This window comes from Pseudomonas sp. YH-1 (assembly GCF_051990045.1).
GTDB classification, from domain to species: domain Bacteria; phylum Pseudomonadota; class Gammaproteobacteria; order Pseudomonadales; family Pseudomonadaceae; genus Pseudomonas; species Pseudomonas nicosulfuronedens.
Map to the genome: position 1 here is coordinate 4,912,020 of NZ_CP178184.1, position 21,634 is coordinate 4,933,653.

Sequence of the window (21,634 nt, forward strand, 5' to 3'; positions counted from 1 at the left end):
GAGCGATGATCGCCCCATGCATTTTCCGTCGATGACCGCCCTGCGGGCACTGGATGCCGTGGCCCGGCTGGGCAGCGTGTCCGCCGCCGCGCAGGAGCTGAACCTCACCCGCAGCGCGGTCAGCCACCGTATCGCCACGCTGGAGGAGCGCCTGGGCTTTGCCCTGACCGAGCGCACCGGGCGCGGCATTCGCCTGACCTATCGAGGGGAAAGGTATGCCCGCGACGTGCGGCGCATCCTCGCGGAGGTGCAACTGGCCGGCAGCAGCTTCGACGAACAGCAGGTCAGCGGGCCGCTGTGCGTGAGCTGCAACCCCGGCTTCGCCACCTACTGGCTGTGCCAGCACCTGGGCGACTTCCTCGCGCAGTACCCGCAGGTGCAGTTGCACGTGGTGACGCCGCGTGTCCCGCAGGACACCAGCGCCAGTGACGCCGACCTGTTCATCGCCTACGGCAGCGGCGACTGGCCGAACCAGACGGTGGAGCAACTGGTGGCGCTGCACTTCTTCCCGGTCTGCAGCCCGCGCCTGATCCACTCGCGCGGTGGCCTGCAGCAACCGGCAGACCTGGCCCACTACACGCTGCTGCACATGAACGATTTCGCCGACTGGCGCCTGTGGCTCGGCGCGGTGGGCGCCAGCGCCATCGATCACCGCTCCGGCGTGCTGTTCGCCGACGCGCCCTGCACCATCGCCGCCTGCATCGCCGCCCAGGGCGTGGCCATCGGCGACAACCTGCTCAGCGGCGACGCTCTCGCCCGTGGCCTGCTGGTGCGCCCGTTCGACATCACCATCCAGTCCAGCCGTGGCTACTTCCTGGTGACCGACCCGGTGAAGGCCGAACGCGCGGTGGTGAAGGCCTTCAGCCAATGGCTCAAGGCCCGCGTCGCCGCCACCACGCAGAGCGCCAGCGACCTCAGCCGGCCGCCGCTGGCGATCCCCGACGAGGCGCGCTGAGCGTCAGGCGATGCGCCGCAGCCCTTTGCGTGCCTTGCCGGAGCGGGTATAGCGGAACAGGTCCTTGGGATCGTTATCCTCGTCTTCGCTCCAGGGCACCAGGTCGATGCGCTCGCCGAGCTCCAGGCGGCTGGCCTGCTGGTTCACGTAGCGCAGCGCGGAGTAGTCCTCGAGGGCGAAGCCGACCGAGTCGAAGATGGTCACCTGCTCGGCGCTGTCGCGCCCGGCGACCTGGCCGGCCAGCACGCGCCACAGGTCGGTCACCGGGAAGTCCGCCGGCATCTGCTGGATTTCGCCCTCGACGCGCGATTGCGGCTCGTACTCGACGAACACCTTGCCGCCGCGCAGCACGTCGGCGTGCAGCTCGGTCTTGCCCGGGCAGTCACCGCCCACGCCGTTGATGTGCATGCCCGGTTCGATCATCTCCGGGGTGAGGATGGTCGCGTAGGCTTTGTCCGCCGTCACCGTGGTGACGATGTCGGCACCGCGCACTGCCTCTGCCGTGGAACCGGCGCGAATGATCTTCAGGCTGGGGAAGTCCGAGAGGTTGCGGATCAGCTTGTCAGTGGCCTGCGGGTCGATGTCGTAGACGGCAATTTCCTCGATTCCCAGGTGGTGATGGAACGCCAGGGCCTGGAACTCGCTCTGCGCGCCGTTGCCGATCAGCGCCATGCGTCGCGAGTTCGGGCGGGCGAGTGCGCGGGCGGCCATCAGCGAAGTGGCACAGGTGCGCAGCGCGGTCGCCACGGTCAGCTCGGACAACAGCACCGGGTAGCCCGTCTCGACATCGGCCAGCACGCCGAAGGCCATGACGGTGAACAGCCCGCGCTGGGTGTTCTGCGGGTGGCCGTTGACGTACTTGAAGGCATAGCGGGCGGTGTCGGACACCGGCATCAGCTCGATGACGCCGATATCGGAGTGGTTGGCGACGCGGGCGGATTTGTCGAAGGACTCCCAGCGCACGAAGTCCTCGGCGATGGTGTCGGCGAGTTCGCCGATGAAGCGGGCGACACCGATCTGCTGGACCAGTTGGGACATCGTGGGGACGTCGACGAAGCGGGTCATGGTGGGACCTCCGATTGTTGTGATTGGACTTTTCTGTCGGTGTTTTCGAACGGCACTGCCCCGCTCCAGCATGCCTCGAACAGCGGGCACAACAACGTCGCAGAGGCCCTGGATCAGGTCTGCACTTCGGGAGAGGGGCGCTACGATTTTCCCACCGCCCCCGGAGAAAACCCGGCTGTTATGCGGGCCTGTGCCGGCCGATACGGCTGTATTGGGGAGCCCTGACAGCCGATTCGGCTGTGCACGGAGCGGCCGTCTGCGGGCCTGCGGCGGGGGCGGAAAAGGAAGGAAAACAGCGAAGCGGCAACGCTAGCTGGCCGACTCCTTGATGGTCGTCAGCTCGGGGTGGGCGACCAGCTTGTCGATGTGCAGGCTCTCGTCGTTCAGCCAGGTTTCGGTCAGCGTGCGGTAGTGTTCCATGTCCCGGCAACGCATGCGCACGCTGTAGTCGAAGGTCCCGCTGATCAACTGGCAGTGCAGCACTTCCGGACAGGCGATGACGCGGGCCTCGAAGGCCTTCTGCGCGCTGCGACCACTCTGGTTGGACAGCGCGACCAGCACCAGCAGCGAGAGCCCGGCGGAAATCTTCTGCTCGTCGATGACGGCGCCGTAGCCACGGATGATGCCGTGCCGCTCCAGCTTGCGGACGCGCTCCTGGCAGGGGCGCGGGGTGAGATGGACCAGGGCGGACAGCTTGCCGTAGGTGATGCGGCCCTGGTGACGGAGGATACGGATGATCTCCTCGTCGATGCGGTCCAGGGTGAAGGGCGTGGCGCTGTCCTGATCTTTCCTGCTCATGATGCTTCGCGATGGTTCGTGAGTCCTGCCGGCTTCCCTGCTCCGGCGAAAAGGGCCGGTGGAGGGACTGCCTCGCACCGACCCGGATCTTTATGGGGCACGTCCCGCCGTCTGTCAAAGCGCGCCGTGTCGTCTGCGACAGCACGGCGCACCCACTCAGATTTCCCTGGCCAGTTCGCTGCCCTTGCCACGGCGGCTCAGCACCGCCAGGTAAACCAGGCCGACGGCGATCCAGCCCGCGCCCAGTTCCTGTGCCTCACGGCTCATGCTGATCAGCACGTAGGCGATGATCAGCAGGCCGATGAGCGGGAACAGCAGATGGCGGAAAATCTGGCCGGTCTTCTGGCGGATGAAGTAGTGGTTGATCACCGCGAGATGCAGCAGGCAGAAACCGGTCAACGCGCCGAAGTTGACCAGCGAGGTGAGCACGTCGGGCGAGTCGAGGAAGTAGATACCGATGCCCAGCGACAGCACCCCTACCAGGTACAGGCTGATGTGCGGGGTCTGGTATTTCGGGTGCACCTTGGCCAGCACGCGCGGCAGCTTGCCGTCGCGGGCCATGGAGTACAGCAGGCGCGAAACGGCGGCTTGCGAGGTGATCGACACGGTCACGCCCCAGGCCAGCGCGGTGGCCACCGCCGTCAGCGTGGAGAGCCAGCTGCCGCCGGCGGCTTCGGCGATCTCGTAGAAGGCAGTGTCCGCCGACTTGAAGGTCATGCCGGCGGCCAGGTCGGTGGCCAGCCAGGTCTGCACGATGAAGATGCCGCCCATGACGAACAGCGCAATCAGCGAGGCGCGGCCGATCTGCTTGGCCGGGTCGCCCTTGACCTCTTCGGCGAGGGTGGAGATCGCATCGAAACCGAGGAACGACAGCACCGCGATGGACACCGCCTTCATCACCAGGCCGAGGTTGAAATGCTCCGGCTGCAGCAGCGGTTCCAGGGTCAGGCGGCCATTACCTAGCCCGCCTTCCAGCGCGTGGTAGCCCACCGCCAGGAAGATCGCCAGCACCACCAGTTCGGCGATCAGGAACAGCAGGTTGAAGCGCGCCGCCAGGGTGATGCCGCGCAGGTTGATGAGCGTGGCGGACACCAGGAAGATCAGCATGAACGCAAGCTTGGGGATGGCCGGGAACAGGTGGTTCAGCGCCAGCGCACTGAACACGTAGAGCAGCGGCGGGATCAGCAGGTAGTCCAGCAGCAGGACCCAGCCGGCGATGAAGCCGACGTTGGGGTGGATACCGCGCTGGGCGTAGGAGTACACCGAGCCTGCGATGGGAAAGGCACGGGACATCGCGCCATAGCTCAGCGCGGTGAAGAGCATCGCCACCATGCCCACCAGGTAGGCCATCGGCACCATGCCGTGGGCGTCGGCGTGGACCCAGCCGTACACGCCGAAGGGGGCGATCGGGATCATGAAGATCATCCCGTAGATCACCAGGTCGCCGAGCGTCAGGCTGCGGCGGAGTTGTTGCTTGTATCCGAACTGTTCGATAGCCACGGGGCACTTCCTCTGGGAACGGCAGCTTTTAGGGTTCGGCGCTCATGCGCTGAATTGTTGTTGTTTTCAGAACCTGCCCGGCCAGTCGAACGGGGCCAGCCGGGTTGGGGTCCTCAGAGCCAGGGAGCCAGGCGTGTCGCCCAGGCTTCCACCCCTTGCGGGGTCCGCAGTCCGTCATTGCGGATTTCGATCAGCACGGCATCCACGCCGCGCTCGTCGCCATGCACCGGGACAGTCATGTCATCCAGCGGGTCGATCACATAGGGTTGGTTGGCGCCGATCTCCTCCCCGCTCTCGCGCAACCCCGCCACCATGCGCTCGGCATAGGCTTCGGCCTTGGCGTAGAGCACCCCGGCGACCCAGGGGCGAGCTTCGCCGCGATAGCTCGGGGTGAAGCTGTGCACGCCGACCAGCCGGGTTGGCCGACCGACGCCCAGACGCTCGTCGAGCAGCGCGGCCAGTTGTCGGTGGAAGGGCTCGAACAGGCAAGCCACCCTCTCCTGCCGGTCAGTCGCGCCCAGATTGCGATTGCCGGGGATCGGGTAGATCTCGCTGTGCTCGGGAATCGCATCGGGAGCGGTCAGCGGGCGATTGAGGTCGATCAGCAGGCGCGAGTAGTTGGCTACCAGCAACGTGGCATCCAGGCGCGCCGACAACTCGCGGGCCAGGTCCAGCGCGCCGATGTCCCAGGCGATGTGCTCGGCGGCCGCCGCGTCGTCCAGGCCCAGCTGCGCCAGCTCCTCGGGGATGTAGCGGCTGGCGTGCTCGCAGACCAGCAGCACCGGGCTCCTGCCCTGGGGGTTGACGATCTCGTACGGCGGGCGCCGGTAGAGGCCGGATTCAGTAGAACTTTGCATAGGATTCACAGAGTTGTTCTTCGCTGAGTTCACGGGTCAGGGCCTGCTCCTGGCGCTTCATGGAGACATAGGTCTGCAGCAGGGCCGGCGGCAGCTGGGCGCACAGTTCGCTATCGGCGAGCAGCAGGCGCTGGGCCTCTTCCAGCGAACCGGGCAGAGACTGGATTCCCAGCTCGGCGCGCTGCGCATCGCTGAGGCTGTGCGGATCGACATCGGTGACCGCCGACAGCGGCAGTTCCTGCTGCATGCCCAGGCGCCCGGCGACCAGCACGGCGGCCATGGCCAGGTGCGGGCTGGCGGTGGCGTCCATCGGGCGGAACTCCAGGTTGAACTGGCGTGCCTTGGGCTTGCCGCCGATCTCCACCACCGGGCAGATGCGCAGCGCTGCTTCGCGGTTGCGCAGGCCCAGGCAGGCATAGGCGGCGCTCCAGTGGTGCGGCTTCAGCCGCAGGTAGGAAACCGCCGTCGGCGCGGTGAGCGCACACAGCGCCGGCAGGTGGCGCAGCACGCCAGCAGCCCAGTGCTCGGCGAGCTTCGACAGGTTGCTCGGCGCGGCCTCGTCGTAGAACACCGGGGTGCCATCCAGGCGTTGCAGGCTCAGGTGCAGGTGCACGCCGTTGGTCACGGCACCGGGCGCCAGCAGCGGCGTAAAGCTGCTGCGCCAGCCGAACTGGCGGGCGATCTCACGGGTGACTTCGCGAACGTTCACCGCGCGGTCGGCAGCGGCGACGCCCTGGGTCGGCCGGCAGGTGACTTCGTACTGGTTGCGACCGTACTCGGGCAGGAACATTTCCGGCTCGGCGCCGATCTGCTCCAGCGCGTTCATCAGCCAGCCACCGAAGTTGCCGGTCTGCCGCTGGGCCTGCAGGGAGAAGGCGGCGGCGTGCTCGTCCGGCAGGCCGAGCAGGTTGAATTCGTGTTCGAAGGCGGCGGTGACCTGCAGGTTCAGTTCGCGGTAGCGGGCGATCTCTTCGCGCAGCAGCGTGCGCGGGCACACCGGCCAGGGCGCGCCAGTGGTCGTCACCAGGTCGCCGTGCAGGTAATCCAGCGGCGCGGCCTGGGAGTCCGGGCCGTTTTCAAGACGCACCCGGCTGCTCGGGTCGGGCAGCAGGCGCAGATCGCCATGGCTGCCCCAGGGGTTGTCGTCGGCAATGATGTCCTGCGGCGTCAGCGCGCTGTTGGCGGGCACCCAGCCGCAGCCGGTGGCCAATTGTTCGGCGACATCCGATTCGGGAAGCGAACGGCCGCGGGTGATGCCGCAGAGGTCGGTGGTGACGAAGCTGGTCAGGCGCATCGGAGCAGGATTGTTATTGTTCTGACTCATGGCGTTCTCCCGGCCTCAGGCCAGCGCGGCGATGCGGGCCAGCACCGTGTCGGTGTCGGCGATCCAGCAGTAGCCCTTGATCGCTTCCAGGCAGGCCTGGTGGCGCTCGGCGGTGTGGGTGGCGCAGGCGTCTTCCACCAGGGTGACGAGATAGCCGCGGTCAGCGGCGTCGCGCACGGCCATGTCCACGCACTGGTCGGTGACCACGCCGCAGATGATCAGGTGGCGGGTGTTGAGGTTGCGCAGCACGTAGTCGATGGCGGTGGAGTTGAAGACGCCCGAGGACGTCTTCGGCAATACGATCTCGTTTTCTCGCGGCGCCAGGGCGTCGATCACCTGCGCGTCCAGGCTGCCCTTGGGCAGGTGCATGTCGGAGAACTTGTGGTCCATCGAGCGGTCGCGGCCATCGGCGGTGAGGCTCTCGATGATGGTGTGCAGCACCTCCCCGCCTACCTCGCGCATGGCCGCCAACAGGCGCTGCTGGTTGGGTATCACGCTCGCCTCGACGCGGTCGTAGAAGTAGCGGTGCGTCGTCGGATCGACATGAGCATCGCGGCCGGGAATGACCCAGGCGTTCTGCATGTCGACGAACAGGATGGCGGTCTCGCCGGGGGTGAACGGAAGGTCGCGGGGCGATGAGTGGGGCAAGCTGAACACGGTCATTCCTCGAGGATGTGGCTGCCGAAGGCAGCTCTCAGGTGGTCGATGCCTTCCAGGCGTTCGTCGAGCTGGCCGTCCATGCGCGCTACCAGACTGGCGATCAGCGCTTCGACCTGGGCCATGGTCGGCACCAGGGTGTCGAAGGGCGATGGGGACTCCACCGGGGCGCTGATGATCAGGTCGGCGAACTCGCGCAGCGGCGAGTCATAGATGTCGGTGAACAGCACCACGCGGGCGCCACGAGCCTTGGCTGCGCGGGTCACGCCCAGCGCCTGGGCCTGGTAGCGGCGGTAGTCGAACACCACCACCAACGTCTGACGATCGATGTCGCCCAGTTGGTCGGGCAGCGCGGCGCCGTCGTCCAGCAGCAGGCAACCGCCGCGCAGCATGCGCAGGTGCGCCACCAGGTAACCGGCGAGGAAGCGGCTGAAGCGGCCGCCGTGGCAGAGCACGCGCAGCTTGGGGTCGAGCAGCCAGTCGCCGAGCAGACGCACGTCATCGGCCTGGGTCAGCGCCAGGGTGCGCTGGATACCTTCGCTGGCGTCGCTCAGATAGTTGGACCAGACGTCGTCGCGGCTCATGCCTTCGCGGCGCCCGGCAAGCAGGGTGCGCGGCGAGCGCAGACGGTCGTCCACTTCGGCCATCAGCGCGTTCTGGAAGTCGCTGTAGCCGCTGAAACCGAGCTTCTTGACCAGGCGCAGGATGCTGGGATCGCTGACCCCGGCCTGGCGCGCGAGGCGCGACATCGGCCCGAGGCCGGCGCGCGGGTAGTCGTCGAGCAAGGCGCGCAGGACCTTGCGCTCGGCCTTGGTGAGTTCGACTTCCGGGGTATTCAGGCGATCTTTGAGTGTGAGCATGGGGGCGCCTCTTGTTATGGCGCCATTTGTATAATGTGCTTCAGAAAACTTCAATACGTATTTTTTGTAGCATTCACTACAGATCACTCACGCACTCTTCCCACCTGCCGGCGCAGAAGCCCGCGCCCCAGTTTCAGGCAGGCCACCTCCGCCGGGAGCTTGGCCGTCTCACGCCGGCAGCGGCTCATGCACCGGCATCGGCCTGCCGAGCAGGGTGCCCACCAACACGGCGAACACCAGGGCCGCGATGCCCGCCACCAGCAACACCCCTTCGAAACCACCGATGAAGGCCTGTCGTACCGCGGGAGCCAGCACATCGCGCACGCTCGGATCGACCAGCGACAGCGCCGCCGTGAAATCACCCGCCGCCGCCCGGGTCGCCATCTCGGCGGCCTTGTCCAGTTGCGCAGGAGCAAGCTCTGCCAGCGCATCACGCAGCAATCGGGCGCTGCGCGCAGCCAGCACGCCGCCGAGAATGCCGATGGCCAGCACGATGGCGGCAAAGCGCGTGGTGGTGCTCAGCCCCGAGGCCATGCCGGTGCGTTCGCGGGGCACGCAGGCCATGATGTTCTTCTGCGTGTCGCCGTTGAGCAGCCCGGCGCCGGCGCCCAGCACCAGGCTGGCTAAGGCAAAGGCCGGGTAACCGCCCTGCCCGGTCGCCAGCGCGCAAAGCAGGTTGCCCACACCAACCAGCACCAGACCGAAGGCGAAAATCTGCGCCGGACCGAAGCGCTCACTCAGGCGCATACCCACCCGTGGCGCCAGCAACATCGCCAGGGCAAACGGCAGCATCCCCGCGCCCGCCGCCACCGCCGACAGCTGCAGACCGTTCTGCAGGTACAGCGGCAGCAGGGTCATCATCACCTGGGCACAGGCGGCGTAGGCGAACATGCCGAGCAAGGCGCCGATGAAACGGCCACTGCGCATCAGCCGCAGGTCGATCATCGGCCGCGCCTGGCTGCGCTCCACCAGCACGAACAAGCCCAGCAGGCCAGCGCTGACCAGCAGCCGCGCGAGGGTCGGCGGGCTGTCCCAGCCAACGCGGTTGCCGTCGATCAGCGCCCAGATCAGGTAGCCAAGGCCGCCAGCAAACGTCAGGCTGCCCAGCGGATCGAGTCGTGCCGCAGCACTGTCGCGGGACTCCTCGATGCTGTGCATCGCCATCGCCCCCAGCAGCACCACCAGCGGCAGGTTGAGGTAGAAGATCCAGCGCCAACCCAGGGTGGCCGAAATCACCCCGCCCAGCAGCGGCGCGAAGGTGATGGTGGCGCCCATGCACGCGCCCCAGAATGCCCAGGCGCGCAGACGCTCATCAGGCTCATGGAAGCGATGGCCGATGGCGGCAAGCGCAGAAGTCAGCAACAGCGCAGCGCCGACGCCCTTGGCGGCACGGGCGATATCAAGGAACAGCAGGCTCGGCGCCGCGCCGCAGGCCAACGAGGCCACGCCGAACAGCACCAGCCCGAGGAGCAGCATGCGCCGCCGACCGAAACGGTCGGCCAGGCTTCCGGCGGGCAGCAGGCAGGCGGCGAAGGCCAGCAGGTAGGCGCTGACCACCCACTCGATATCGGCGAAGGAACCGGACAGGTCGCGAGCGATGCCCGGCAGCGAAACGGCGACGATGTTGGTGTCGAGGATGATCAGCGCGCAAACCGCCGAGGCGGTCAGCAGGGTGAAGCGGGCGGCGGGTCGTGCACAAACGGCGGGGTCGGACATGGCAAGGCTTCCAGCGCGGGCCGACGCGCCGGGTTTTGCCCTCGCCGCGCCAGCCTTGTAGTGTTGCCTCCACGGTAACGCCCACGTGCGCCGGGCTTGTTAGCCACGGCGGCCTTCGTCATTAGCCTGCGACTAACGAACATGGAAATCCGTCATTTCCGCTACTTCCTCAGCGTCGCCCGCCACGGTCACTTCACTCGCGCAGCCGAGCAACTGGGCATCGCCCCGCCGACCCTGAGCCGGCAGATCCAGGACATGGAAAAGCAACTGGGCGTGCTGCTGTTCCAGCGCAGCCAGCGCGAGGTGCGCCTGACCGCCGCCGGTGAGGCCTTGCTGACGGAAGCCGAACTCGCGGTCCGTCAGTTCGACGCCGCGCAACTGGGCGCACAACGCGCCGGGCGGGGTGAAACCGGACATCTGCGCCTGGGCTACGTAGCCTCGGCGGCCTATTCCGGCGTGCTGCAGCAACATGTCGAGCAGTTCACCCGCGCCCTGCCAGCCGTAGACCTCGACATCAGCGAAGCGCCCATGGCGCAACTGCCGGCGCAGGTGCGCGACGGCGCGCTAGACCTCGCCTATGTCCGCTCGCCCATGAGCCTGCCGGAGGAGCTGGAAGCCATCGCGCTGCAGGAAGAAGGCTTTGTCCTCGCCCTGCCCGCCGCCTCGCGCCTCAACGAGCTGCCGGAGATTCGCGCCGCCAGGCTGAGCGGGGAAACCTTCATCCTTCCGGAGCAGATCTCCGGCACCCTGGAAGTTGCCAGCGTCGGCGGCTTTTCCCCACGCCTGGGCCAGCAGCCAGGCAGCCTGGTGGCGGTGATCGCACTGGTCTCGCTGGGACGCGGCGTCGCCATCGTCCCGGAGTCAGTGGTGCGCCGGGTACAGCTGCCGCAGGTGAACTACCTTCCGCTCGCCGACTGCACGCCGCGCTCCTGGCTGTCGCTGCTGCATCGGCGCTTCGAGAAATCCCCGGTGGTGCGGCGCTACATCGAACAGATCAAGGCTCAGTCCGCCGACCACACCGCCAGCTAGTAGCCGTCCGGATTGATGAAGTAGATGCGCCGTCAGCCGAGGAACTCGAGGATAAGGCGGCCAACAGCAGTGATCTGCTTGCTGTTCGGCCGCCCAGGAATCACTCGTTCGACCAGCGTCGGAACAGCACACTGGCATTGACGCCGCCAAATCCAAAGCCATTGGAGAGTGCGTAGTCGGTATGCAGCGCTTGTGGGCTGGTGGTTGCCAGGCAAAGCCCTGCGGCCAATGGATCGGGGTTATGCAGGTTGAGCGTCGCCGGGGCCAATTGGTCCCGTAGCGCCAGCACGGTGAAGATCGCCTCGATCCCACCGGCCGCTCCCAGCAAATGCCCTGTGGAAGACTTGGTGGCGCTGATGATCGGCGATGCAGCCCCCTCGAACACCGCCTTGATAGCCGCCAGCTCGGCCTTGTCCCCAACCGGGGTCGAGGTTGCATGGGCATTCAGGTGGCCGATCTGGCCTGGTGCTACGCCGGCCTGTTGCAAGGCTTTTCTCATTGCCCGCTGAGCCCCATCGCCGTCCTCGGGGCCGGAGGTGATGTGGTAGGCGTCGGCACTCGTGCCATAACCCACTAGCTCGGCCAAGGGTTCTGCTCCCCGCGCCAAGGCATGCTCAAGCTCTTCGATGACCAGCAGGCCAGCTCCTTCACTCATCACGAAGCCGTCGCGCGCCTCGTCGAAGGGTCGCGAGGCCGTCTCCGGACTTCCATTGAATTCGCTGGCCAAGGTCCGTGCGGCCGCAAAGCCAGCCAGGCTGACGCGATGGATGGCAGCCTCCGCGCCGCCACACAGCGCCACATCCACCTCACCGGCCAGGATCATGCGGGCCGCATCGCCGATGGCTTGTACGCCTGCCGCGCAGGCAGTGACCGGCGCTCCCAACGGTCCCTTCAAACCATGGCGAATGGAAACCTGGCCGGCTGCCAGATTGCACAGGAACGAGGGAATGGTAAAAGGCGACAGGCGACGCGGCCCCTTGCGGTCCGTCGTCCGCACCGCCTCGGCGATCGCCGGGAAGCCGCCAATGCCCGAGGCAATGATGGTTGCGGTGCGCTCCTGATCCTGTGCTGTGGCGGGCTTCCAACCCGCTTGCGCCAGCGCCTCCTCCGCTGCCGCCAGCGCAAAGAGGATGAAGCGATCCACTTTCCGTTGATCCTTGGGGGACAGCACCCGGTCGGGGTCGAACCCGCCTTCCGAATCCTCCTCAAGAGCCGGCACCTGCCCGCCGATTCGCACCGAAAGGTCACCGATCAACGACTCCGGGAGCGGGCGAATGCCCGACTTGCCCGCCAGGAGGCGCTCCCATACCCGCTCCACGCCACAACCCAGCGGTGTAACGGCGCCCATTCCTGTCACAACGATACGTTTGCTCATCGAGGCCACTCCTTCGCGGCTGCTACTCTGTTGTACTGATGACGTTACTATCATAATGAAAGTAACATTCAATACGACAACCCCGACCACGAGCGCGAAGAATCGCTATGCAACGCAAGACAATGAAAGATGCGGAGTGCCCCGTGGCGCTGAGTCTCGAACACGTAGGCGAATGGTGGAGCCTGCTGATCATGCGCGATGCCCTGCACGGCCTGACACGCTTCGATGAGTTCTCCAGAAGCCTGGAGATCGCACCGAACATGCTCACCCGCCGGCTCAATGCGCTGGTGGAGGCAGGGCTGCTGGAGAAGCGCGCCTACAACGCAAAGCCTCTGCGCTACGAGTACATCCCGACCGAGCGCGGGCGTGACCTGAAAGCCGTTCTCTTCGCGCTCATCGCCTGGGGTAACAAGCACTTCGCCGGGGATGCGCCGAGCGTCCAGGTGGTGGAGCGGGCAACCGGCGAGGTGCTGCAGCCCATGATGGTCAATCCCGAATCAGGCCGGATCGTCCCGTGGGAAGACTGCGCGCTCAGCCATGGCTCAGGCGCCAGCCAAGGAATGCGGGAGCGACTCGGGAGCATCAGGAACGACTGGACATGAGCCAGGCTCCGACGCAGCCCGGGCAGGTGTGGAATCAGTCGGCGGACCACACCGCCAGCTCGTAGCCGTCCGGGTCGATGAAATGGAAGCGCCGGCCGCCGGGAAAGGCGAAGGTCGCGCGGCTGATGGTGGCGCCAGCCGCTTCGAGGCGGGCCTGGGTCTGTACCAGATCGTCGGCGTAGAGGATCACCAGCGGGCCGCCGGGGCGTACGGGCTCGCCCGTGGTGAAGCCACCGGTGAGGCGACCGTCGCTGAATTCGCAGTAGGTGGGGCCGTAGTCGGTGAACCTCCAGCCGAAGGCGCTGCCGTAGAAGGCCTTACTGCGCGCGATGTCACTGACGTTGAATTCGATGTTGTCGATCTGACGGTCGTGTCCACGGGTACCCATAGTCGCCTCCTGGCAAGTCATGTGGGCCTGATCCTACGGCAAATCCCACGCGGGCAACGTGCACCGCGCCAGTCGGCCGCAGGGTAGTTGGCCATTCTGCGTGGATTGACGAATAATCATCGCGCCTCAGCCAGATTCGCCGCCATGCTCAATGTCCCCCTCTCCAGCGTCGACCACCTCGACCGCAGCGTGCTCGCCATCGGCACCGACTACCCGCTGGGCACCCTGCTCAAGCCCCACTCCCACCGCCGCGCGCAATTCCTCTACGGTATGAGCGGGCTCATGGAGGTTGAGACCGAGGACGGTGCCTGGGTGATCCCGCCCTACAGCGGTGTGTGGATTCCCGCCGGCAAGCAGCATCGGGTGCTGATGCGCGGCGTCAGCACCCGCAGCCTGTATATCGACCCGCAGGTTCCGGTACGTGACACCCTGCTGTGCCAGGCGCTGACTGTCTCGCCGCTGCTGCATCACCTGCTGCTGGCCAGCGTCGAGGTGCCGGCACTGCATGACGAAGGCGGCCGCGACGGCGACCTGATCCGCCTGCTGCTTCACGAACTGCGCGAGGCGCCGAGCCTGCCGCTGTTCGCCCCGCTGCCGGCCCATCCGCGCTTGCTCGAGCTGTGCCGGGACTTCCTGCGCGCGCCGGCCATCGACGTCACGGCAGACCTCTGGGCCGCCGAACTGCACTGCAGCACGCGCACCTTCAGCCGGCTGTTCCGCCAGCAGACCGGCCTGTCCTTCGGTGCCTGGCGCCAGCAGGCCTGCCTGCTCGCGGCCGTCACCCGCCTTTCCGCCGGCACACCCGTCACCCGCGTCGCGCTGGAGCTGGGCTATGACAGCCCGAGCGCCTTCTCCAGCATGTTCCGCCGCTGTCTTGGAGTGGCGCCCAGCAGCTATCAGACGGTCACTCAAGGCAGCTAGCACAGCTATCGGGCGCAACGCCGGAAGCGGCGGCGAGCCGCTGCGAACGGCCGTTCGTCGGCAATGCTAGCCATGAGCCACCAATCGCACATTTCGAAGACCTGCCTTTAACACCGCCATAACCTTTCGGGCTCAAGCATGGAGTCGTCCGCCACGCGATTCCCTCGGAGAATGACCATGGAGTTGAATTCTCTCTCGCTCGCCATGCTGGTGCTGGCCTTCGCCGCCACGCTGAAGTCCCGCTCCGCGGACCTGCCGGTGAATGGCTGGGTGGAGGAAGTCCGCCTCTACCCCGGCGCCATCGCCCTGAAGGCCAAGCTCGATACCGGCGCCCTCACCTCGTCGCTGGATGCACGGGATATTCGCTATTTCCGCCGCGCTGGGAAGCAATGGGTGCGGTTTCGCGTGGTCGCAAGGAACCGCGAAACCGGCGAACCCTTCAGCCAGGAGTTCGAACGCCCACTGGTACGCCGGGTGAAGCTACGGGGCGCGGGCGGCGTCGATCATCGCCCGGTGGTGACGATGGAGGTGCGCATCGGCCAGCAGATGCTGGTCGAGGAATTCTCCCTGCGCGACCGCAAGGACATGCTCTACCCCCTGCTGCTGGGCCGTCGAACGCTGGCACGCATCGGGCCGGTGGATACCCGCCGGACCTTCACCCAGCAGACCCGCCACTAGAGCGAGGTTGCCGGGCCTCCGGCCATATCCAGCACCGCCGCCTGCTCGTCCACCAACTGGCGGAACAACTCCAGTGAGCGCGAGCGTGAGTCGCTACGCCAGATCAGCCAGGTGTTCAGCCGGGCGAAGTCGCCGCTCATGGGCCAGGCACTGACCGAGGCACTGCCGGGCATATTGCTCAGCATGCTGCGCGGCATCACCGCCAGGCCGCCGCCGGCACTCACGCAGGCGAGCATGCTGTGGTAGGACTCCAGCTCGCGGATGGCACCGGGCGCCGCGCCATCCGCGGCGAACCAGCGTTCGAAGTGGTGGCGGTAGGAGCAGTTGTCGCGGAACACGTAGATCATCTCGCCGTCGGCATCCTGACCACGCCGGATCGGTGCGTGGTGCGAAGGCGCGACCACCAGCATGTCCTCGTCGAACACCGGCACACCCTCCAGCGCCGGGTGCTTGATCGGGCCGTCGACGAAGGCGGCGATCAGCTCGCCGGCGATTACTCCATCAATCATGTCGCCCGAGGGGCCGGTAGACAGGTCCAGTTCCACCTTCGGGTATTGCTGGTGGTAGCGCGCCAGCAGACGCGGGATGCGCACCGCCGCCGTGCTCTCCAGCGAGCCGATGGGGAAACGCCCGGTGGGCTCCTTGCCCGAGACCACCACCCGCGCCTCTTCAACCAGCCCGAGGATACGCGTGGCGTAGACGAGGAAGTCGTGCCCGGCCAGGGACAGCCGCAGGCGGTTGTTCTCGCGGATGAACAGGTCGGCGCCCAGGTCCGCTTCCAGCTGCTTGATCCGTGTGGTCAGGTTGGACGGCACGCGGTGCATGGCCTGGGCAGCGGCGGCGATGCTCTTGTGGGCAGCCACGGCGCAGAAGATTTCCAGCTGGACCAGATCCATTTCATTCTCCAAACGAGAGCATAATCGTCATTATTATTCAGTTTTCATAAGCATCGATCAACGCGACACTGGCTCCACTCCCTGCCACCCCACCCTCCAGGAGCGAGCCATGAGCATCACCCCGCAGACCCACGCGATCTCCCGCAACCCCGCCAATGGCGAGGTGATCGACAGCTACGCCTTCGAGTCCGCCGAGGCGCTGGAGCAGGCACTGGCCCGCGCGGCCCAGGGCTACGCATCCTGGAAGCGCACCCCGCTAGAACAGCGTGCTGCCGCCCTGGTACGCCTTGGCCAGGCCTTGCGCGCCAACGCCGACGCCCTCGCCGCCACCATTACCGCCGAAATGGGCAAGCCGATCACCCAGGCCCGTGGCGAAGTGGAAAAGTGCGCCGCCCTGTGCGATTGGTACGCCGCCAACGGCCCGCAGATGCTCGCCCCGGAGCCGACCAGCGTGGAGCACGAGCGTGCCTGGATCGAATACCGCCCGCTGGGCCCGATCCTCGCGGTGATGCCGTGGAACTTCCCGATCTGGCAGGTGCTGCGCGGCGCGGTGCCGGCGCTGCTGGCCGGCAACACCTATGTGCTCAAGCACGCGCCGAACGTCATGGGCAGCGCCTACGGAATGCTGCAGGCGTTCCAGCAGGCGGCCTTCCCGGCGGGCGTTTTCGAAGTGATCAACGTCGGCAACGACCTGGTGTCCCAGGCCATCCGCGACGACCGTATCGCCGCCGTCACTGTCACCGGCAGCGTGCGCGCCGGCTCGGCCATCGGTGCCCAGGCGGGCGCCGCGCTGAAGAAGTGCGTGCTGGAACTGGGCGGATCGGATGCCTTCATCGTGCTCGCCGACGCCGACCTTGAGGTCGCGGTGAAGGCTGCGGTCGCCGGGCGCTTCCAGAACTCCGGACAGGTCTGCGCCGCAGCCAAGCGTTTCATCATCGAGCAGAGCATCGCCGACGCGTTCACCGAGCGCTTCGTCGCTGCGGCCCGTGAGATGGCGATGGGTGACCCGACCCTGGCACAAACCTACGTCGGCCCGATGGCCCGCTTCGACCTGCGCGACGAGCTGGACGACCAGGTGCAGCGCACCCTGGCCGAAGGCGCCACGCTGCTGCTGGGCGGCGGCAAGGTGGAAGGCGCGGGCAACTTCTACCAACCAACCGTGCTGGCCGATGTCACCCCGGCAATGACCTCGTTCCGCGAAGAACTGTTTGGCCCGGTGGCCTCGATCATCCGCGCGAAGGAGGCCCGCCACGCGCTGGAACTGGCCAACGACAGCGACTTCGGCCTGACCGCCACGGTTTTCACCGCCGACCTCGCCCGAGCCCGGCAGATGAGCGCCGAGCTGGACGTCGGTGGCGTGTTCATCAACGGCTACAGCGCCAGCGACGCGCGTGTCGGTTTCGGCGGCGTGAAGAAGAGCGGCTTCGGTCGCGAGCTGTCCCACTTCGGCGTGCGCGAGTTCTGCAACGCACAGACCGTCTGGGTCGATCGCCGCTGAGCATTGAAAACAGAACGGCCCGCCTTGATGGCGGGCCGTTCTGCATCCGGCAGCGGCATCAGATGGTCCGCGAGAAGCGCTCCTGCTGCCCGCCGCCCAGGTAGGCGTCGAAGGCCATCGCCACGCTGCGCATCATCAGCTGGCCCTGGGGCAGCAGCACCAGCGCGTCGTCATGCAGCTCGATCAGGCCGTCGCCGACCTGCTCCCGCAGCTGCTGCAGCGAACCCTCGAAGTACTCGCCGAAACGAATGCCGTGGCGCTCTTCCAGCGGGGCGTAGTCCACGCGGCCATGGCACATCAGCGCGCCGATCACTTCGCGGCGCAGGCGGTCGTCGTCGGTCAGGCGGTAGCCTTTGTGCACCGGCAGCAGCCCTGCGTCGAGCCGTGCGTAGTACTGCGACAGCTCCTTCACGTTCTGCCCGTAGGTATCGCCGACCTTGCTGATGGACGACACGCCCAAAGCGATCAGGTCGCAATCGGCGTGGGTCGAATAGCCCTGGAAGTTGCGCTGCAGGGTGCCGTTGTTGCGGGCCACCGTGAGCTCATCGTCCGGCAGGGCGAAATGGTCCATGCCGATATAGACATAGCCCGCTTCGGTCAGGCGCCGGATGGTCAGCTCCAGCAGTTCCAGCTTGCGCTCCGCTGGCGGCATGTCCTCGCGGCGGATCAGCCGTTGCGCGCGCACCCGCTCGGGCAGGTGGGCGTAGCTGTAGGCGGCGATGCGATCCGGACGCAGGGCGATGATCTTGCTCAGCGTTGTGTCGAAGCTCTCCACCGTCTGCAGCGGCAGGCCATAGATCAGGTCCACCGACACCGACTTGAACTTCGCCTCACGGGCAGCCTGCACCAGGTCGAAGACCTGCTGTTCGCTCTGCACACGGTTGACCGCCTGCTGCACCTGTTCGTCGAAATCCTGCACGCCGAAGCTCAGGCGGTTGAAGCCCTGGGCGCGCAGTTCGGCGATGCGTTCGCGGCTGATGGTGCGCGGGTCGACTTCGATGGAGAACTCGTGGGCGTCGCTTTCGTCGAGGTTGAAGTGCTGGCGCAGGCTGTCCATTACCTCACCCAGTTGCTCGCTGCTCAGATAGGTCGGCGTGCCACCGCCCAGGTGCAGCTGGGTGAGCTTGCGCGAGCCGTCGAACAGCTCCGCCTGCAGGGCGATCTCGCGCTTGAGGTAGTCCAGGTACTCCACGGCGCGGTGGGTCTTCTGGGTGATGATCTTGTTGCAGGCGCAGTAGTAGCAGAGGCTCTTGCAGAACGGGATATGGATGTACACCGAGAGCGGCTTGGCCACGCCCTCGCTGCCGGGATGATTGCTGCGCTGGGCGGCCGCGCGGTAGTCGTCGGCGGCAAAGGCACCATGGAACTGCGGCGCAGTGGGATAGGAGGTATAGCGCGGGCCGGGACGGTCGTACTTCTCCACCAGCGCGCGGTTGAAACTCATCGATTCGGGCATGACACGGGCTCCTGAGGCGCTGGCAGTCTGACGCTGCGAGTCGCGCGGCAACCTTACACCTGCCTGCCGCCCCACTCCCTGCGCGGGATCAAGACTTCCTTCCAGTCAGGCATATCCCAGCACCTTCGCGCCGATAGCCGACCGCTGGCGAGGCATCAGGAGCGGTCGCGGCGTACCGTGGAGAGGAAGCTGGTCGGGATCGACATCAGCAGGATATAGGCAGACACCGCCAGCATCAGGCCACCGCTGCCCAGCAGCAGGTAGCGGCGTTCCTTCACCACAGCCATGTCCAGCCCGCCGGAAAAGAGAATCCAGCCCAGCCCTGCCAGGGCCACGGTGAACAGGATGGCGATCAGGTAGCTGGCCGCGACGATCAGGAACCAAAGCGGGCTCCAGCGCCGGCGTGTCGGCTTCTCCATGGCTTCGGGCCTCCCAGCCCCACAGCGAATACTCACGAACCCGCACAGTCTGATGGCAAATGGCCGCTTCGGCAATGCGACGAAAGCGGAAGAAGTGCTTTCCAGACGCGACAGAACGGATGCAAACCCGACCGGAAGCGCCCGGTTGACATACCGGAATACCAGCAAGGGCGCTTACAATCACGGTTTTTGCCGACAGTGCAGTACGGTTTCGAAAATGGCGCTTGATCCACCCACCATGTTGACTATCTCGGTCGCCCTCGCGGCGGCCGCAGCGCTGTATCTGGCCATCGAATGGCGCAGCGTACGCGAACGCTCGCTGCTCTACTGGAGCGCCGGCTTCGCCACCATCACCCTCGGCTCCACCCTCGCCCTGCTGCGCATGGGCGGCTACCTGCTGGTGGGTATCTGGTTCGCCAACGGCCTGCTGGTGCTGGCCCACTGGTTCTTCCTCAGTGGGGTAGCGAAGTTCACCGAGGCAAGGTTGTCACGCGGCTGGCTGCTCGTCCCGCTCACCTGGATAGCGCTGCTGGCGCTGCCCGACGGTGGCCCGCTGTGGTCCAAGCTCATGCTGCTGGCCAACTCCTGGCTGGTCGCCCTGCTCTCCCTGCGCGCCAGTTACCTGCTGCGCTCCCATGGCAAGTCCCTGAGCGTGGGCGCGGTGCAGTTGCGCTACGTGATGCTGGTGCACGGCGCCTTCTACCTGGCCAAGGGTGCGACGGTGATCGTCCCCGGCACGCTGATCGACCTGGCCGCGTTCCGTGGCGAAATCATCCAGATTTCCCTGGTCGAGGGTGCCATGGCGATCATGCTGATCGCCCTGTCGATGACCGGCACCGAGCGCTATCGCCGCGAAAAGCGCATCGCCCGTCTTGCTGCGCGTGACCCGCTGACCGCCCTGTACAACCGCCGCGCACTGGAAGTCCGTGCGCCCCGCGTGTTCGAGGATATCTCTGCGGAACGTCCCGGCGCGCTGTTGCTGATCGATATCGACAATTTCAAGCAGGTCAACGACCTGTACGGACATACCGCCGGCGACCGCCTGCTGGTGGCGCTCAGCGAAATGATCCGGGCGGCGTTACCCGAGCGAGCAGTGGCCGCGCGGCTGGGTGGCGACGAGTTCGTCATCCTGCTGAGCAACATCAGCGGCGAACAGGTGATGGAACTGGCCGGCAAGCTGCGGGAGCAGTTCCAGAACACCGCCACACAGAACTTCGACACGCCCCAGGCGGTGACCCTGAGCATCGGCGCCAACCTGTTCGACCAGCCACCGGCCAGCCTCGCCGCGCTGATCGAGCAAGGCGATGCCGCACTCTACGAATCCAAGCGCGGCGGTCGCGACAGCATCCGCCTGATGGATCGCACGGTTACCGGTGGCGACCCGCTGCGGCTGGGCTGATTCGCGCTGATGTGAGCAACGCGCCCGCACTGGGCGGGCCCTGCGGAAACCTCAGCCGCGGCGCGCCGGCACCGCGTACTGGGGCATGGTGATGCAGCCGATGTTGCCACCGCCCAGGAGGATTTCCCGCGAGTTGTCGATGCCGATCACCCGCTTCTCCGGGAACAGCTCGGCCAGCACGCCCTGGGCGATGCGGTCATTGGGATCGTTGAAGAACGGCATCACGATGGCCGAGTTGCCGGTGTAGAAGTTGATGTAGGAGGCACAGATTTTCGTGCCTTCCTGGCGGTCGAAGCTGCCCTCGACCTGATCCAGGCCCTCGGCCTCGGCAGCAGTCCACTCCAGCACCTGCGGCTGCGGTAGCTTGTGCACCTCCAGAGAATTGCCACTGGCATCACGGGCACTGCGCAGCACGTCGTAGGCCTCCTGGTAGATTTCCCACTGCGGGTCGCTGCGGTCGTCCGTCCACTGCATCACCACCACTCCCGGTCGCACGAAGCAGGCCAGGTCGTCGACGTGGCCGTCGGTTTCGTCGAACTTGCAGCCGCGCGGCAACCAGATCACATGTTCGGCACCCAGGTAGTCACAGAGACGGCGGGTGACTTCCTGCTTGCCCAGGTGGGCATTGCGATTGCGGTTGAGCAGGCATTGTTCGGTGGTCAGCAGGGTGCCCTGGCCGTCACTGCGGATGCTGCCCATCTCGGCGATGATCGACGCGCGATAACGGTCGAAGTCTTCGATCTCGAGGATTTTCTGCGCGATCTGGTCGTCCTTGTCCCAGGGATAGTAGAGTCCGCCATCGAGCCCGCCGTAGGCGTTGAACTGGAAGTCCACACCGCGCATCTCGCCGGTTGCGTCATTGACCAGGAAGGCCGGGCCGCTGTCGCGGAACCAGGTGTCGTTGCAGGTCATCTCCACCACGCGCACGTTCTCGGGAAGCATGCGCCGGGCGTTGGCGTACTGCGCGGCAGAAGCGCAGACGGTTACCGGCTCGCTGCTGGCGATGGCACTCACCACCTCTACCCAGACTTTCTGTGCCGGCTTGCCGCCGTTGCGCCAGACGTCGCTGCGCTCGGGCCAGCCGAGCCAGCAGCGGGCCTTGGGTTCGAATTCGCCGGGCAGACGGAAGCCGTCGGCCTTGGGCATTGTCGAGTGGGTGCGGGACATCGGGACGCTCCGGATTCAGGGACGGGAATGGCCCCAAGATTGCCGGTCCGAAGCGGCAGAAACCAATGATGAAT

21 protein-coding genes are annotated in these 21,634 nt (G+C 66.4%); 7 read left to right on the plus strand and 14 right to left on the minus strand.

What is annotated here, in order from left to right:
• Nucleotides 1-16 precede the first annotated feature (16 nt).
• Nucleotides 17-955, plus strand: a complete 939-nt coding sequence (locus ACKI1H_RS22395; protein WP_440466370.1) for a LysR substrate-binding domain-containing protein — start codon at nt 17-19, stop codon at nt 953-955.
• Between the two features lie 3 nt (nt 956-958).
• Here ACKI1H_RS22395 and ACKI1H_RS22400 read toward each other — a convergent pair whose 3' ends face one another.
• From ACKI1H_RS22400 to ACKI1H_RS22435, 8 genes are all read right to left on the minus strand, one after another.
• Nucleotides 959-2,020: an ornithine cyclodeaminase gene (locus ACKI1H_RS22400; protein ID WP_440466371.1), complete on the minus strand. Its 1,062-nt coding sequence runs from the start codon at nt 2,018-2,020 to the stop codon at nt 959-961.
• 309 nt (nt 2,021-2,329) lie between these two features.
• Nucleotides 2,330-2,818, minus strand: coding sequence for an Lrp/AsnC family transcriptional regulator (locus ACKI1H_RS22405; RefSeq protein ID WP_440466372.1), 489 nt, complete (start codon nt 2,816-2,818; stop codon nt 2,330-2,332).
• A gap of 156 nt (nt 2,819-2,974) precedes the next feature.
• Nucleotides 2,975-4,318 carry an APC family permease gene (locus ACKI1H_RS22410; RefSeq protein WP_440466373.1) on the minus strand — a complete coding sequence of 448 codons (1,344 nt, stop codon included), beginning with the start codon at nt 4,316-4,318 and terminating at the stop codon, nt 2,975-2,977.
• A gap of 113 nt (nt 4,319-4,431) precedes the next feature.
• The gene (locus ACKI1H_RS22415; protein WP_440466374.1) at nt 4,432-5,175 is read right to left on the minus strand and encodes an N-formylglutamate amidohydrolase; all 744 of its coding nucleotides are present in this window, start codon (nt 5,173-5,175) and stop codon (nt 4,432-4,434) included.
• On the minus strand, nt 5,159-6,499 hold the full coding sequence (locus tag ACKI1H_RS22420) for a glutamine synthetase family protein (protein WP_440466375.1): 1,341 nt from the start codon (nt 6,497-6,499) through the stop codon (nt 5,159-5,161). Before ACKI1H_RS22420 ends, ACKI1H_RS22415 begins: the two co-directional genes overlap by 17 nt.
• Nucleotides 6,500-6,514: 15 nt before the next feature.
• Nucleotides 6,515-7,156 carry an isochorismatase family cysteine hydrolase gene (locus tag ACKI1H_RS22425; protein WP_440466376.1) on the minus strand — a complete coding sequence of 214 codons (642 nt, stop codon included), beginning with the start codon at nt 7,154-7,156 and terminating at the stop codon, nt 6,515-6,517.
• 2 nt (nt 7,157-7,158) lie between these two features.
• Nucleotides 7,159-8,016, minus strand: a complete 858-nt coding sequence (locus tag ACKI1H_RS22430) for a MurR/RpiR family transcriptional regulator (protein WP_138521037.1) — start codon at nt 8,014-8,016, stop codon at nt 7,159-7,161.
• 168 nt (nt 8,017-8,184) lie between these two features.
• Nucleotides 8,185-9,732, minus strand: coding sequence for an MFS transporter (locus tag ACKI1H_RS22435; RefSeq protein ID WP_440466377.1), 1,548 nt, complete (start codon nt 9,730-9,732; stop codon nt 8,185-8,187).
• Between the two features lie 141 nt (nt 9,733-9,873).
• Between ACKI1H_RS22435 and ACKI1H_RS22440 the strand changes: the two genes are divergently transcribed.
• Nucleotides 9,874-10,761 (plus strand): LysR family transcriptional regulator, encoded by an 888-nt coding sequence (locus ACKI1H_RS22440; protein WP_440466378.1) that lies wholly within the window; start codon nt 9,874-9,876, stop codon nt 10,759-10,761.
• A gap of 100 nt (nt 10,762-10,861) precedes the next feature.
• Here the strand turns inward: ACKI1H_RS22440 and fabF are convergent, their stop codons facing one another.
• Nucleotides 10,862-12,136 (minus strand): beta-ketoacyl-ACP synthase II, encoded by a 1,275-nt coding sequence (fabF, locus tag ACKI1H_RS22445; protein WP_440466379.1) that lies wholly within the window; start codon nt 12,134-12,136, stop codon nt 10,862-10,864.
• 107 nt (nt 12,137-12,243) lie between these two features.
• Between fabF and ACKI1H_RS22450 the strand changes: the two genes are divergently transcribed.
• The gene (locus ACKI1H_RS22450; RefSeq protein WP_045214378.1) at nt 12,244-12,738 is read left to right on the plus strand and encodes a winged helix-turn-helix transcriptional regulator; all 495 of its coding nucleotides are present in this window, start codon (nt 12,244-12,246) and stop codon (nt 12,736-12,738) included.
• A gap of 34 nt (nt 12,739-12,772) precedes the next feature.
• Here the strand turns inward: ACKI1H_RS22450 and ACKI1H_RS22455 are convergent, their stop codons facing one another.
• The gene (locus ACKI1H_RS22455; protein ID WP_440466380.1) at nt 12,773-13,126 is read right to left on the minus strand and encodes a VOC family protein; all 354 of its coding nucleotides are present in this window, start codon (nt 13,124-13,126) and stop codon (nt 12,773-12,775) included.
• Between the two features lie 144 nt (nt 13,127-13,270).
• On the opposite strand from ACKI1H_RS22455, the gene ACKI1H_RS22460 reads away from it, so the two are divergent.
• Nucleotides 13,271-14,047, plus strand: a complete 777-nt coding sequence (locus ACKI1H_RS22460; protein ID WP_138521042.1) for an AraC family transcriptional regulator — start codon at nt 13,271-13,273, stop codon at nt 14,045-14,047.
• Between the two features lie 177 nt (nt 14,048-14,224).
• Complete coding sequence (locus ACKI1H_RS22465) at nt 14,225-14,725, plus strand: ATP-dependent zinc protease family protein (RefSeq protein WP_440466381.1); 501 nt, start codon at nt 14,225-14,227, stop codon at nt 14,723-14,725.
• Here ACKI1H_RS22465 and ptrR read toward each other — a convergent pair.
• Nucleotides 14,722-15,621, minus strand: a complete 900-nt coding sequence (gene ptrR / locus ACKI1H_RS22470) for a putrescine utilization regulator PtrR (protein WP_138521044.1) — start codon at nt 15,619-15,621, stop codon at nt 14,722-14,724. The two genes, ACKI1H_RS22465 and ptrR, sit on opposite strands and share 4 nt — an antisense overlap.
• Nucleotides 15,622-15,730: 109 nt before the next feature.
• On the opposite strand from ptrR, the gene ACKI1H_RS22475 reads away from it, so the two are divergent.
• Complete coding sequence (locus ACKI1H_RS22475; protein WP_440466382.1) at nt 15,731-17,119, plus strand: aldehyde dehydrogenase family protein; 1,389 nt, start codon at nt 15,731-15,733, stop codon at nt 17,117-17,119.
• A 58-nt stretch (nt 17,120-17,177) separates the two neighbouring features.
• On the opposite strand, the gene hemN is transcribed toward ACKI1H_RS22475, so the two are convergent.
• Nucleotides 17,178-18,575, minus strand: a complete 1,398-nt coding sequence (gene hemN, locus ACKI1H_RS22480; protein ID WP_440466383.1) for an oxygen-independent coproporphyrinogen III oxidase — start codon at nt 18,573-18,575, stop codon at nt 17,178-17,180.
• A gap of 155 nt (nt 18,576-18,730) precedes the next feature.
• On the minus strand, nt 18,731-18,994 hold the full coding sequence (locus tag ACKI1H_RS22485) for a hypothetical protein (RefSeq protein ID WP_138521047.1): 264 nt from the start codon (nt 18,992-18,994) through the stop codon (nt 18,731-18,733).
• A 217-nt stretch (nt 18,995-19,211) separates the two neighbouring features.
• On the opposite strand from ACKI1H_RS22485, the gene ACKI1H_RS22490 reads away from it, so the two are divergent.
• Nucleotides 19,212-20,393, plus strand: coding sequence for a GGDEF domain-containing protein (locus tag ACKI1H_RS22490; RefSeq protein ID WP_440466384.1), 1,182 nt, complete (start codon nt 19,212-19,214; stop codon nt 20,391-20,393).
• Nucleotides 20,394-20,444: 51 nt separating this feature from the next.
• Here ACKI1H_RS22490 and aguA read toward each other — a convergent pair whose 3' ends face one another.
• A complete protein-coding gene (gene aguA / locus ACKI1H_RS22495; protein ID WP_440466385.1) occupies nt 20,445-21,560 on the minus strand; it encodes an agmatine deiminase in 1,116 nt (371 codons plus the stop codon).
• Nucleotides 21,561-21,634 lie beyond the last annotated feature (74 nt).